This window comes from Mycobacterium intermedium, assembly GCF_002086275.1.
In the GTDB taxonomy this organism is placed as follows: Bacteria; Actinomycetota; Actinomycetes; order Mycobacteriales; family Mycobacteriaceae; genus Mycobacterium; species Mycobacterium intermedium.
Window position 1 is genome coordinate 18,958 of sequence record NZ_MVHT01000026.1, and the last position, 13,530, is coordinate 32,487.

A 13,530-nucleotide genomic window follows, 5' to 3' on the forward strand; every position below is an offset into this window, starting at 1 on the left:
GAAAGACAGTTAATGACACTCAATGTAAAAGGCGAGGGCCTCGGTGCGCAGGTCACCGGATTGGACCCCGCAAACCTGGACCATTTGTCCACCAAGGAGATCCGCGAGATCGTTTACACCCACAAGTTGGTTGTGCTCAAGGACGTCCATCCGACGCCGGAGCAATTCATACAGCTCGGTCGGATAGTGGGCGAAATTGTTCCGTACTACGAGCCCGTCTACCACCACAAGAACCACCCGGAGATCTTCGTTTCCTCCACGGAACAGGGCCAGGGAGTTCCGAAGACGGGAGCGTTCTGGCACATCGACTACATGTTCATGCCGGAACCGTTCGCATTCTCCATGGTGCTGCCGTTGACGGTGCCCGGGACGGACCGTGGAACGTACTTCATCGACCTCACCCAGGTCTGGGAGTCGCTGCCGGCCGCTGAGCAAGACCCGGTCCGCGGTACGTTCAGCACCCACGATCCGCGGCGCCACATCAAGATTCGCCCGAGTGACGTGTACCGGCCCATCGGCGAGATCTGGAACGAGATCAACAAGACCACGCCCCCGATCAAGTGGCCCACGGTGATCAAGCACCCGTACACCGCGCAAGAGATTCTCTACATTTGCGCGACCGGCACCACCAAGATCGAGGACAGGGACGGAAACGTACTCGACCCGGCGATCTTGCAAGAACTCTTGGCGGCGACGGGCCAACTCGACACCGAGTACAAATCGCCATTTATTCACACCCAACACTACGAGGTTGGCGACATCATTCTGTGGGACAACCGCGCTTTAATGCACCGCGCAAAGCACGGCACCGCCGCAGGCCATTTAACCACCCACCGTCTGACAATGTTGGACGGCCTCGCTACACCAGGATATGCAGCATGAGTAGCATCACTTTGTCACCTCTACAGGCACAGGAGAAATTCGCTGACATCAGCGAAACCGCCCCGATCGAGGAGCACTTGCTCGTCAAGGTTCTCGAGCCTTACGCCTACAAGGGCTGCCGCTATCTCATTGACGCCAATTACAAAGCGACGCCCGACTCGGTCCTCGCCTACGGCAATTTCAGCATCAATGAGCCCGCCTACATACGCGCCACCGGGCATTTCAACGCGGTGGAACTCATCATGTGCTTCAACCAACTCGCCTACAGCGCGTTCGCGCCGGCGGTCCTCAACGAGGAGATCCCGGAGTTGCGCGGCTGGTCGATTTCGGACTACTTCGACTTCCAACTGCCGAGCATGTTGATCAAGAACACCGCCTCGCGCTTCAAGCAGATGATTCACGCTCAGAGGTTCTCCGCACGCATGCTGTGCCACAACTTCGAAGTGATCGAGCGCAGGCTGCGCTACCTACAGATCCAGTGCGGCATCGAGTTCTGGGACGAGTACGGCGGGTCGGCCTCCGGCGAGGTCGAACTGGCGGTCCTCAACATCCCGTAACCAGTCCCGTAACGCATCCCCGTAACGCATCTAGAAAGCACCCGACAGCTATGTCTCACTTGCCGGCTACCGTCTTGGAACGGATCTTTGATCAGGCGCGGCAGCGGCCGCAGGCGATTGCCTTGCGCCGCTGCGACGGACGAAGCGCGCTGCGCTACGCCGAACTCGTCACCGAAGTCAACGCGCTTGCCGCAACCCTTCGGGCGCAATCGGTTTCACCGGGATCTCGGATACTCGTCCTCTCGGACAATGGACCCGAGACATACCTGTCGGTGCTTGCCTGCGCCAAGATCGGGGCGATCGCGGTGATGGCCGACGCCAATCTGCCGCCGGCCACCATCGACCGCTTCGCTCAACTCGCCACGCCGAGCGCGGTTCTCATCGCGCCCGGCAGCCGAACCGACGCGTCGGCGCTGCCCGAAACCCTGCGCTCGGTCCCGGCTCTCACCGTCGACGTGAACGTCGAGGCGAGGGACCGCGCCGCGGCCATGGATGTCGTCGATCTCCCCGCTGGCGCGCCTTTCGGGGCCGACGACCCGTTGGCGATGATCTTCACCAGCGGAACCACGGGCGAGCCGAAGGCCGTACTCTTGGCCAACCGCACCTTCCTGGCCGTCCCGGACATCCTGCGCGACGCGGGCCTTGACTGGATCACCTGGGTTGACGGGGAAACCACCTACTCGCCGCTGCCGGCGACCCATATCGGCGGGCTGTGGTGGATACTCACCTGTTTGATGCACGGAGGGGTGTGCATCACCGGCGGTGAGACCACCACATCCCTGCTGGCGATCCTCAACAGCAACGAGGTGGCGACCACCTGCGTGGTTCCGACGCTTCTTTCGAAACTGGTCTCCGAGCTGAAGTCCGGTGCGGGCCAGGTTCCGTCGCTGCGACTGGTGGGATACGGGGGTTCGCGCGCGGTCGCGTCCGACGTGGCGTACATCGAAGCCACGGGTGTTCGGACCGCACAGGTCTACGGGCTGAGCGAAACCGGCTGCACCGCCCTGTGCTTGCCCACCGGCCGAGGATCCATCGCCAAGATCGAGGCCGGTGCGGTGGGCCGACCCTACCCGGGCGTCGAGGTGTATCTGGCCAGTCCGGACGCGCCGGAAAACTCGGGACCCACCGCGCCGAACGCCGCGCCGTCCGCCGCCTTCGGCACGCTCTGGATCAAGTCGCCGGCGAACATGCTGGGGTATTGGAACAGTCCCGAGCGCACCCGAGAGGTCCTGGTCGACGGCTGGGTCAACACCGGCGACCTGCTGGAGCGGCGCGAGGACGGGTTCTTCTACATCAAGGGCAGGTCAGCGGAGATGTTCATCTCCGGTGGGGTGAACATCGCGCCCGACGAGGTCGATCGGATCGCCGAAGGCGCCACGGGGGTGCGCGAAGCCGCCTGCTACGAGATTCCGGACCCGGAGTTCGGGGCTCTGGTCGGCCTTGCAGTGGTCCCTACCGCGTCGGCTCAGGATCTGGACGAGTCGGCGGCCCGTAAGCTCAAGCAAGTGATCGCGGCGCGCTTCCGGCAACAATCGGAGTCGATTGCGCGGCCGTCAACCATCGCGATCGTCGCCGAAATCCCGCGCACACAGTCCGGCAAGGTCATGCGCGCTTCGTTGGCCGCGTCCGTCTGCCGCGGCAAAGCCGCCGAGGTGGCCGAGGTGGCCGAGGTGGCGGCGCATGGCTGAGACGATCAGGGCGAAAGTTCTCGCCGCCGTCTGCGATGTCCTGTACATCGACGAGGCCGATCTCACCGATGGCGACGCAACCGATCTTCGCGACCTCGGGCTGGACTCGGTTCGATTCGTTCTGCTGATGAAGAAGCTGGGCGTCAACCGAGAGTCCGAAGTACCGTCCCGACTGGCAGAGAACCTGTCGATCGCGGGATGGGTCCAAGAGCTGGAGGCGGTGCATGAGCACGGCTGAGGCCTGGGCGGACCGGATCCCGCTGAGCAGGTCGCAGCAGAACCTGTACAACGGGGTGCTGCAGGACGGCGATCCGTCGCTGTACCTGATCGGCAAGAAGTATCGCTTCCACCCGCTGCCGCTGCCCGGATTCCTGGCGGCCCTGGAAGCCACGGTCTGTGAAAATCCGGTGCAGCTATGCGTTCTCGAGGCGCCGACGAGCGGAGAAGACTATCCGGATCTGGTTGCCCGCCTACAGTTCGGCGACATCGTCCGGGTACGGGCCGGCGATCAGGTCCACGCGGCAGACGGCGATTTCGAGCTGCAGCGCACCTGGGCGTCCGGCATCCTCGATACGGCGTTGGTGCGGTACACCGTTTGGACCGACGAGCGCGGCGACGTGTCCGGCCTCGATGTGCACGCGCACCACATCGTCGTCGACGGGGGCGCCACCGGGATCATCGAAGCCGATCTCGCCCGTCACCTCGCCTATCACCTCGCCGCTGGCGAAACCTACCAATCGCTCACTCCGACAGCAGGTTTGGTGAAGCTGGCGGAAGCTCACCGCAGGGAGCGGGCGAAGGTCGAAGAGTCGCTGGGCCGGGTCGCCGACGCCGTGCAGCGTGAGCTCACCGAAGACGCGCGCCTCGGCGCACCCGGGCAAGGCGCGTCCGGCGCTTCGGGTGCCGCGGCCAAGGGGGTCCTTCGGGAAACCGTGACCGTTTCCGGCGACGCCTTCGACGCCATCCTCCGCCTGTCGGAGTCCGAGCAGGTCCCGCTCAATGTGCTGGTGGCCACGGCGGCGTTGGCGGTGGACGCAAGCATGCGGCAGAGCACCGAAACCCTGCTCGTGCACGCGGTGGACAACAGATTCGCCGACCCCGCGCTGAATGTGGCTACCTGCCTGGTCAATTCGGTTGCGCACCCGGTCAGGTTCGCGCCCTTCGCCTCGGTGCGCGACGTCGTCCGTACGGTTGATCGCGGCTACGTCAAGGCCGTGCGGCGCCGGTGGCTGCGCGAAGAGCACTACCGCCGCATGTATCTGGCGATCAACCGGACCGCGCACGTCGAGGCGTTGACGCTCAACTTCATCCGCGAGACATGCGCGCCGGCCCTGCGCCCGTTCCTGATCGAAGCACCGCTGGCGACGGACATCGGCCCGGTCGAGGGCATGACCGTGGCGACCGTGCTGGACGAAGAGCAGCGCGCCCTGAACCTGGCCATCTGGGACCGGGCCGACCTGCCCGAGCCGACGACCGCGCCGCGAGTCGCCGACCGGATCGCCGCGGCCCTCGAGGCGATCGTCAGGCTGTGGGACCAGCCAATTGCCATGGCGGTCAACGACTGGATCCGGGTCGGCTCCGACGGGGCCGTCGACCGGACCGATGCGTTTGAGACGGCCACGCCGCCCGCGCCGGCCTGGTTCGTCGACGCCGCGTCGCGCGTCGACCAGATGCTGACGCGGCGCCCCGCCATCCACCGGTGGGTTGCCTGGTTGGTGCAGAACGGGAGCACGCCCGGTGACGTCATCGTGCTCACCGACGACAACACCGACAAGACCGTCGACTGCCTGATCGCGTGCCACCTCGCCGGCTGCGGATACAGCATCTGCGACACCAGCGACCAGCTTCCGTTGCGCGCTAACGCCATTGCCGAGCACGTCGGGGATGTGACGGCGCGGGTGGTCGACGTCGCCGCCGTCCGGCTGCCGGAAGCCCTGGATGACGACTTGAGCGCGCTGGCCAACGAGCGCATTCGGCAAGTGGCACAGGACCCCTCGCTCGGCGCGAAGACTGCCTACGTCATGCCGACGTCGGGCTCGACGGGGCAGCCCAAGCTGGTACGAGTCCCGCACGGCTCGCTCGCGCTGTTCTGCGCCGCGGTCACCGAAGCCTACGGATGGGGACCGCACGACACCGTTCTGCAGTGCGCGCCGCTGACCTCGGACATCAGCGTCGAGGAGATCTTCGGTGCCGCGTTCTGCGGCGCGGAACTGGTCCGAACCACCGCGATGAAAGCGGGCGACTTCGACTGGCTGGCAAGGGATTTGGTCGATGCGGACGCCACCGTCGTCGACCTGCCGACCGCCGTCTGGCACCTGTTGTGCGAGGACCACAACGCAATGGACGCGATCGGGCAGTCGCGGCTGCGCCAGATCGTCATCGGCGGTGAAGCCATCCGCTCCGCGGCCGTCGACAAATGGCTGGATTCCGCTGCGGCACCAGGAGTCTCGCTGATGTCAAGCTACGGTCCCACCGAGACCACCGTGGTGGTCACGTATCTGCCGATCACCGGTGACGGCGTGACCGTGACCCCCGCCGCCCGGTTGCGGTTGGGGCGCCCGATCGTGCCCGACACGGTGTTCCTGGCATTCGGTGAAGTCGTGATCGTCGGTGACTTGGTCTCCGAGGGCTACCTGGGCATCGACGACAGCAACTTCGGCACCGTGACCACCAGCGACGGTTCGCGCCTCCGTGCGTTCGCCACCGCCGACCGCGTGATCCTCGACGACGACGGGTTCCCGCTCTTCGCCGGCCGCAAGGATGACGTGGTCAAGGTCTCCGGCAAGCGGGTCGACATCGCGGAGATCGCCAAGCGCATTTCCGCGGCCCCCGCGGTATCCGATGTCGCCGTCGAGCTGCACAACGCCAGGCTGGGGGTGTGGTTCGAAACCGCGCGAACCCGCGAAGCCACCGAGGATGCCGAGACAGCCGCACGGATTCGACAGATTCTGCTGAGCTCGGGGGTGTCCTCGTTCTTCGTGGTGGGTGTGCCGAACATCCCGCGCAAGCCCAACGGAAAAGTCGACAGCGACCAACTGCGGACGATGCCTCAGCTTGCCGACGCGGTTCGTGCAGATTCCGAAACTGATGAGAAGGCGGTCGGTCTCGCACAGCTCTGGAGCCGGCATCTCGGGACCGTCATCCAACCGGGCTCATCGCTGCTCGGTGCGGGCATCGGTTCGCTGGACCTGATCAGAATCCTTCCCGACACCAGGAGGATTCTCGGGCAACCAGTTTCGATCCTCGATCTGATCAGTGCCGACACCGCCGCCAATCTGGTCGCCGACATGGCCGCTGCCACAACGGCGGACGCGTGGATGGACAGTGATACCGCAACCCAAATCGCCCGCGACCTCGACGGGGTGCGGGCACCCGCCGCGCGCGTCGAACCCGGCCGCGGATCGGCGGGGGCGGTCCTCGTGCTGGGCGCCTCCGGAATCCTCGGCACCGGGTTCGCCGGCGCCATCCTGGACCTGAAACGGTCCGGAGTGCGTTGTCCCGACGTGGTTTTGGCCGCGAGGTCAGCACCCTCCGAGCGCGACCCGTGGGCGGCGCTCCGCGACGTCGACGGGGTGCGGGTGCAACGGCTCCCCGTCGACTTCGGCGCCGCGGACGTCGACACTCTGCTAAGCGACTGCAACGCCGGGACGGTCATCAACTGCATCGGCAACACCAACGTGCTGGTTCCGTATCGCGACCTTCGCCCGGCCAACGTGGAACTGGTCTCCGCCCTCGTCGACGTGTGTGCCAACCGCGGTGTCCGGCTGGTGCATCTGTCCACCTTCGTCGTTGGTGCCGATGTCACCGCGCCACAGGTCACCGATCCGCGCAACGCTCCCTATCCCTACGCCGCCTCCAAGTCGCTGGCGGAACTGGTGGTCGCCGGTGCGGCGGAGGCGCTGGACTTCACCATCGTCCGGTTGCCCCGCGTGCTCGGCGAGGACTATCAGCTGTGTGACTCCGCGGACATCCTGGTCTCGGTCGCCGACGCTTGTACGGCGCTGGGGGCATACCCGGCGTTGACGTTGACCGAAGAGGTCACCACCGGCCGTGCCGTCGCGGCCGCGATCCTCGGTCTGGTGCCGGAAGTGTCAGGCGCGAGCGAGTTGGGACGCGGGATCACCGTGGCCCGGGGTGAGGCGGTGGATTACGCCGGTCTGCTCAGCAAGTTCGGGCCCGACGAACTCGATGTGACGCAATGGAAGCGGCGGCTCGACGACAGCGACTGGGCCAAGTCGAACCCGCGCAGATGGTCGGTGGTGGATGGCTGGGTGAGCTTGGGCATGCGGATGGGCGCCCGCTCCTACACCGAATATCTCGCGGACTACCCCACCCTCCCGCTCGGGGTCGCAACCGTCACGGAACTCGCCACGCCGACACCACCGATTGCCGCCCTGCTAGCGCAACTGTTTCAGACCGTCTGACCGCCCAGTTTGGCCAACACGTCGGCGAGGGAGGCACCGCCGAGGAGGTCAGCGACCTCCAGGTCGTGATCGAACTCGATCTTGACCCGACGGCGTAACTCCAACGCCTGCAATGAATCCAGACCGAGCGCTACCATCGGCGCGGTGGTGTCGATCGTCTCGGCCCGATCGGTGCCGAGGGCTCGTGCCAACAGGTCCAGCAACCGCCCCGGCACATCCTTGTCGTCGGACCCGGTGGCCGGCTCGTCGACGTCATCGAAGTCAAGCCGAGAGATCAACGGGCCGTAGCCGAATGCTTCGAGGATCGGCCGGGCCCGCGCGAAGTTGAAAGCCAACACGATGGCGTTGCTGCGCAGCGGGCGCATGCCCACCGCCAGGGCTGCGGCGGGGGTCATGGGGATGACGCCGATGGCCTCGAGCGCCGCGGTATTGGCGGCATCGAGATCGAAATGCACCGTCCACTGGCCCCACTGCACCGCGGCACAATCCAGGCCCGCGGCGCGCAACTGGTGCGCCATGGCGTCGAGCATGCGGTTGGCCGCCGCGTAGACAACCTGACCCCGGCCCCCGATCGTCGCCCGGGCCGACGAGCACAAAACGACACGGCAGTTCGGGGTGCGGGGGAACGCGTTCAGCACCCGCCAGATGCCGACGACCTTGGCGCGCAACGCCTGGTTGACCGCATCGGGGGTGATGTCGTGAAACTCGACGGCCGAATAGTTCACGGCCGCATGGATTATCAGGTCCGCCGGGCAATCTTGGTGTTCCGCCGCCAGCCGCGCGACGGCGGCATCATCGCCCACGTCACAGCTGGCCACCTGGATGTGGGCGGACGTCGCCGAACGGGTCTGGCGCAGCCGCTCCGTCACGGCCGCGGTCTCGCCCGACCTGCTCACCAGCGTGATGCGCCGGGCACCCCGGCGTGCGAAGTGATCGCAGAATTCCAGCCCGAGGTTTCCGGTCCCGCCGATGATGAGGACGTGTTCGTGGCTCGAGTCGGGGCTTGAGTCGGGGACAGCATCGTTTAGTGCACCCTGACCGTCGACAATGCGCTTCGCGTACAGACCGCCGTCGCGGAATGCCAATTCCGGCTCCTCGCCGGTGTGCACCGCCGACAGGATCGCCTGCGGCGAGGCTGAGTCCGGCGCTGCGGCAGGAAGATCGAGGTGACGAAATCCCACGCCCGGATACTCAGCGCCGACGCTGCGGAATCCGGCCGCGGCCGCGGCGTGCACCAGATCTGGCGGTGGGTCCTCGGCGACCACCGCTTCGCCGCCAACGGTCACCAACCAGCAGTCGGTAACCGACTCGGGAAGCGCGGGCCACCACGCACGGTTTCCAAAGAATGCCGCGACTTCGTTCGCGGCGGCGTCGACCTCCAGGTGCGACGGCGGCGGCACCAAGATGACCAGTGTGTTGAGATCGGCTCCAGCGCCGCCGCTTTCGCCGTCGAGAACCCGTGCCGAGGCCCCGACCTCCGCGGCCGCAGCGCAGATATTGTCGGCCAGCGTGGCGCATCTTCCCGTGTAGTCAACGATGCCGATGGCGCGCGGCGGGACGAGCGAGCGCCGCGACAGCCGGACCCACTCCTCGACAAACAGGCGCGGGCTGACCTCACGCTTCGACCCGTCGGCGGGTTCGTCTTTCCGGCCACCATGTACCGCCGCGCCGGCCGCCGGAGAACGCCAGTTGAGATCGTATGGCATCCACAGGTACGACTCATTCATCTGGGTGTTGGGAAAATCGACCAACGGCAACGGTATCGGGCCGTTGCCGCCGCCGTATTCGGTGCCCAGACACTCCCACCGGTAGTTCAAGTCATGCACGGCGAGGTGCGCAAGATTGCGGGTGAACTCGTCGAGATTCGTCGCGGTTCGCTGGGACGTACCGACCACCAGGCCCCCGCGCGTATCGGCCCCGTCGGCCGAGGCGGCAAGATTCTCCTGAATCGCCAGTTGCAGGGTGGGATGCTCGGCCAGTTCCAAAAATGTGTCGATACCCCGTTGCGCCGCAGCGGAAATCGCCTTGTCGAATCGAACGGTGTTGCGCAGGTTCCAGAACCAGTACTGGTCGGTCGGGATCTCCGCGGTGACGGGGCCGCCGAGGGTGGCACCCAGACATTCGATTTCGGTGTCGAGGAATCGTGTGTTCTGCAGCTTGCGCTGAGCCGACGCGCGTACCTTGTCACCGAACTCGTTGATCAAGCCGGTGTGCGCGGGATACTGCACCCGGATGACCCTGGCGAAGCTGCCTCGCTCGGCGAGCGCATCCACGATGCCTTGCACGGACTCGCGATCGCCCGAAATCCCGATCATGTTAGGTGAATTGATCACCGACAGCTGTGCCCATCCCGAACTGCGGGCCAGCAGGTCCTCGCAGGTGTCACGGTCGGCGGCGATCACCGCCATGGCGTAGTCGTCGGCGGCGAACTCGTCGGCGGCGCGAGCGCGAATTCCGACAATGCTGACCGCATCGGGCAGCGAAACCAGGCCGGCCACATAGGCCGCCGCGATCTCACCCTGGCTGTGCCCGATCACCGCGCGCGGCTCGATTCCGAACGACCGCCACATCGCCGCCAGGGCAGCCATTTGGGTGAACAACGCGGGCTGGACCGTGGCGGCGTCGTCCTGTGCCGGGAAGTCGTCGTCGAGAAGGTAATTCAACGGGGACTCATCAAACTCGGCCGCGAATGCCGCGGCGCACCGATCCGCCTCGTCCCGGAATGCCGGGCTCGCTTCGTAGAACAGCTTGCCCATCCCGGGCCGTTGGCCACCCTGCCCGGGAAACACAGATGCAAGCCGCCGGGTGGTGGCGTCGGCGCGGATTACCGAAAGATGTTCGCGGGCATCGGCAACGGCCCGCAAGGCGGTGAGTAGCTCGGCACGGTCGGTCACGATGGCCAGGGCGCGGTGTCCTCGGGCGAGCCGGGTGCGAAAAAGCATGTCGGCGATTGCTTGCGGCGTCGCCTCCGGGTGATCCGTCGCGTACGCCAGCAGCGCGCCGGCCTCGCGGCTCAGCAGCCGCGGGTTATCCGCCGACAGCAGCACGGGAATGGCGCCATTGGGCAGCCGGTAGGTAAGCGGAATCCCATTTGTCATCTGCTACGGACTCACTCCCGCCCACCGTCGGGCATGGCGATGATGGCGTGTGCATTGGCGCCCCCAGCCCCGAAGGAGGACACCGCCCCGTAACGGACACCGTCTTTGGGCTCCCACGGGTGCACCTTGGTGGCCAGGCGCAGGCCTACCGAGTCCCAGTCCACCGTCTTGGTTGGGTTGTCCGAGAACAGGGTTGGCGGAATGTGGCCGTGCTGACCGGCGAGCAGCAGCTTGACCAGTCCCAGCATTCCCGAGGCCGCCTGCGCGTGTCCGGCGTTCGACTTGATCGAGCCGACCAGCGCTTCGCATCCCGCGGCGCCGTAGCTCTTGAACAACGCGATCAGTTCCACCGGATCACCCGCCAGGGTCCCGGTGCCGTGCCCCTCGATCATTCCGATATCGACCGGATCGATGCCCGCCGCGTCGATTGTCTTGGTCATCAGCTGCTGCTGCGCGCCCACCCGCGGGACGAGGATCGGCTTGCCCTTGCCGTTGTGGTTGTTGCGGATGGCCAGGATCCGTCCGTAGATCCGGTGTCCCAGTCGGCGGGCGCGTGACTCGTGCTCGACCACCACCATGCCCGCGCCTTCGCCCCACACCGTGCCGCTGGCGTCGTCGGCGTAGACCCGGCAATGCCCGTCATTGGACAGGGCGTTGAGTCGGGCGAACTCGTAGAAGGCGGTCGGCGCCCCCAACACGCACACACCGCCGGCGAGCGCCCACTCGCATTCACCCTCCCGCACCGACGTGGTGGCCAGCTGCAACGCGGTCAGTGAGGACGCGCAGGCCGTGTCGAGAGATATTGAGGGACCGGTCAATCCCAAACTGTGTGAGATTCGGCCGGCGCCGCCGAGTTGTCCAATGCCGACCGTCCGGAATCCGGTGTACTCGTCAGGTAGGCAGGTGGGTACGGCGTACTCGGTCATCGACATGCCGACAAACACCCCGGCCTCTTCATCTGCTACGCCGGAGGGGTTGATTCCGGCGTTTTCCAGCGCCTTCCACGCCGTGCGCATCGCCACCCGTTGCTGGGGATGCATCGCGGTTGCTTCCAGCGGGGTGAGGCCGAACAGCCCCGGATCGAAATCGCCTGCGTTGTCGAGGAACCCGCCCGAATCGCAGACCCGGACCCAACCGTCGCGCGGCGACAGCAGGTCGTCGACGGGCCAGCCGCGGTCGCGGGGAAAGGGACGCAGCAGCTCCCTTGACTCGGTCAGCGCCGACCAGAGCGCGGCGGGAGTCGTGATGCCTCCGGGTGCTTCGACCGCCATTCCGGAAATGACGACCGGGTCGGCAGTGTCGTTGTGGCTCACGCCGTTTGCCCGTAGTGAGCGTCGGCCGCCAGCAATTCGGCGACGGCGTCGGCGTGCGTCTTGAGGTAGAAGTGCCCGCCATCGAACATGGTGACCTTGACGGTGTCGGTGTGTTTGCCCCACCCGTACAGGTCGCCCAATGTGATGTAGGGATCCTGATCGCCGCCCATGGCGTGAATGGGGGCCGCGATCTTGATGTCCTCGGCGCAGCTGTAGGCGTCAAAGGCGTTGTAGTCCGCCTTGATGACCGGCAGCGCGAGTCGCATGAGGTCGCGGTTCGCCATCACGTCGCCGTCCGTGCCCTCGAGCGCGGCGAGGTGGTTGAGGATCTCTTCGTCGTTCTTGGGATGCGCCGGCTTGTTCGCCACGTTGCTGGGGGCGACGGCGGCGGAGGCGTGGAGGTGGCGGACCGCTACGCCGGTGGCCTCGGCGATCCGGACGAACTCGAACGCGACCAGCGCTCCCATGCTGTGACCGAAGGTGACGATCGGGACGCCGCGATTGTGATCCGATGCCGCGAATTCGCCGAACGCCCCCGCCGCGATCTCGGGCAGCGACCCCAGCGCGGCTTCGGCGGCCCGGTCCTGGCGGCCCGGGTATTGGAAGATGAGGACCTTGAACTGCGAACTCAGGATCTTGGAGAAGTCACGGTAGGCGCTGGCGCCGGATCCGGCATGCGGGAAGACAAGCAAGGGAACGTTGTCGGGCGAGACCGGTTGGTGGAACTGCCTGATCCACCCCAATGTGCGCGGCATGCGGTACTACCTTTCGCTCACTTTCCAGGCCCGCTCCGCTCTCCGGCCCGCCGGGTCCCCCTCAACTTAGCGAAGGCTAACATAATCCGGCTTGGCGGTGGGATGGCCGCCGACTCGTTGACCTCACCGTTTGGGCCATCGAGAACTAGCGCCCCGCCCGATCGCGGACCATGAGGACCGCCCGTTTGTCCGGCAGGTCGAGTTCGGTCGTCCGCCGGAACCCAGCGCGCTCGAACGCCCGTATTGACCGCGCGTTACTCACGTCGGGCTCGGCGACCACCCGCTCGGCAAGTGGATCGGCTTCTAATTGCCAGTCGGACACGATCCGCAGCAGGCTCGAGGCCAACCCACGCCCGCGGTATTCGGCCGGGCCGAGCAACACGTGGATGCCGGCGTCGTGCCCGCGGGCGGCGTAGAACTCGGCCAGCGGGTCGAGGTCGGCGCGGTAGAGCTCCCAGTAGCTCATCGCGACGCCGTCCAGCTCGCCCAGGTGGGGAACGGAGTGCGCCAAGTCGTTCTGTAGCCGCAGGTAGGACGCCACTTGAGCGCGCGGCCACGCCTTCTTCCAGAACCGCGCCACCTCGGGGTCGTTCATCCAGGAGTGCAACTGGTCGAGGTCGCGGCTCAGGTCCATCCGGCGCAGCGAGAACGTCCCGCCGAAGGTGTCGTGGTGCAACGTCGCCTGGCGGTGCCCTAGGTCCAGCACGTCCAAGCCCGGCCTCCCGCACTGGGTTGGTGGCCGCAGGTCGTCAGGTCGCCCACCAGCGGCATCCGAAATGTCGATGCAGTCTCGCAACGGCCGCAAGAGCCACG

The 13,530-nt window shown here is 66.2% G+C and carries 9 protein-coding genes; 5 read left to right on the forward strand and 4 right to left on the reverse strand.

Features of this window, described 5'->3' with window-relative positions; translation table 11 throughout:
• Positions 1-12 precede the first annotated feature (12 nt).
• The 5 genes from scoE to BST27_RS11665 are packed head-to-tail and all read left to right on the forward strand — an operon-like array spanning position 13 to position 7,551.
• The gene (gene scoE / locus BST27_RS11645) at positions 13-882 is read left to right on the forward strand and encodes a (3R)-3-[(carboxymethyl)amino]fatty acid oxygenase/decarboxylase (protein ID WP_069420550.1); all 870 of its coding nucleotides are present in this window, start codon (positions 13-15) and stop codon (positions 880-882) included.
• Positions 879-1,439, forward strand: a complete 561-nt coding sequence (locus BST27_RS11650; protein WP_069420551.1) for an FcoT family thioesterase — start codon at positions 879-881, stop codon at positions 1,437-1,439. Before scoE ends, BST27_RS11650 begins: the two co-directional genes overlap by 4 nt.
• Before the next feature lie 50 nt (positions 1,440-1,489).
• Entirely contained in the window at positions 1,490-3,127 is a 1,638-nt protein-coding gene (gene fadD10 / locus BST27_RS11655) for a fatty acid--CoA ligase FadD10 (RefSeq protein WP_069420552.1), read from the forward strand.
• A gap of 4 nt (positions 3,128-3,131) precedes the next feature.
• Positions 3,132-3,365, forward strand: coding sequence for an acyl carrier protein (locus BST27_RS11660; protein WP_139805114.1), 234 nt, complete (start codon positions 3,132-3,134; stop codon positions 3,363-3,365).
• A complete protein-coding gene (locus tag BST27_RS11665) occupies positions 3,352-7,551 on the forward strand; it encodes an AMP-binding protein (protein ID WP_069420554.1) in 4,200 nt (1,399 codons plus the stop codon). Before BST27_RS11660 ends, BST27_RS11665 begins: the two co-directional genes overlap by 14 nt.
• On the opposite strand, the gene nbtC is transcribed toward BST27_RS11665, so the two are convergent.
• The 4 genes from nbtC to BST27_RS11685 all read right to left on the reverse strand — a co-directional run bounded on the left by nbtC (position 7,539) and on the right by BST27_RS11685 (position 13,423).
• A complete protein-coding gene (gene nbtC, locus BST27_RS11670) occupies positions 7,539-10,571 on the reverse strand; it encodes a nocobactin polyketide synthase NbtC (RefSeq protein WP_069420583.1) in 3,033 nt (1,010 codons plus the stop codon). The genes BST27_RS11665 and nbtC overlap by 13 nt on opposite strands.
• An 89-nt stretch (positions 10,572-10,660) precedes the next feature.
• Positions 10,661-11,962 (reverse strand): beta-ketoacyl [acyl carrier protein] synthase domain-containing protein, encoded by a 1,302-nt coding sequence (locus tag BST27_RS11675; RefSeq protein WP_264000821.1) that lies wholly within the window; start codon positions 11,960-11,962, stop codon positions 10,661-10,663.
• Entirely contained in the window at positions 11,959-12,717 is a 759-nt protein-coding gene (locus BST27_RS11680; protein WP_069420555.1) for a thioesterase II family protein, read from the reverse strand. Before BST27_RS11680 ends, BST27_RS11675 begins: the two co-directional genes overlap by 4 nt.
• Before the next feature lie 145 nt (positions 12,718-12,862).
• Positions 12,863-13,423, reverse strand: coding sequence for a GNAT family N-acetyltransferase (locus BST27_RS11685; RefSeq protein WP_232007347.1), 561 nt, complete (start codon positions 13,421-13,423; stop codon positions 12,863-12,865).
• Positions 13,424-13,530: the final 107 nt, after the last annotated feature.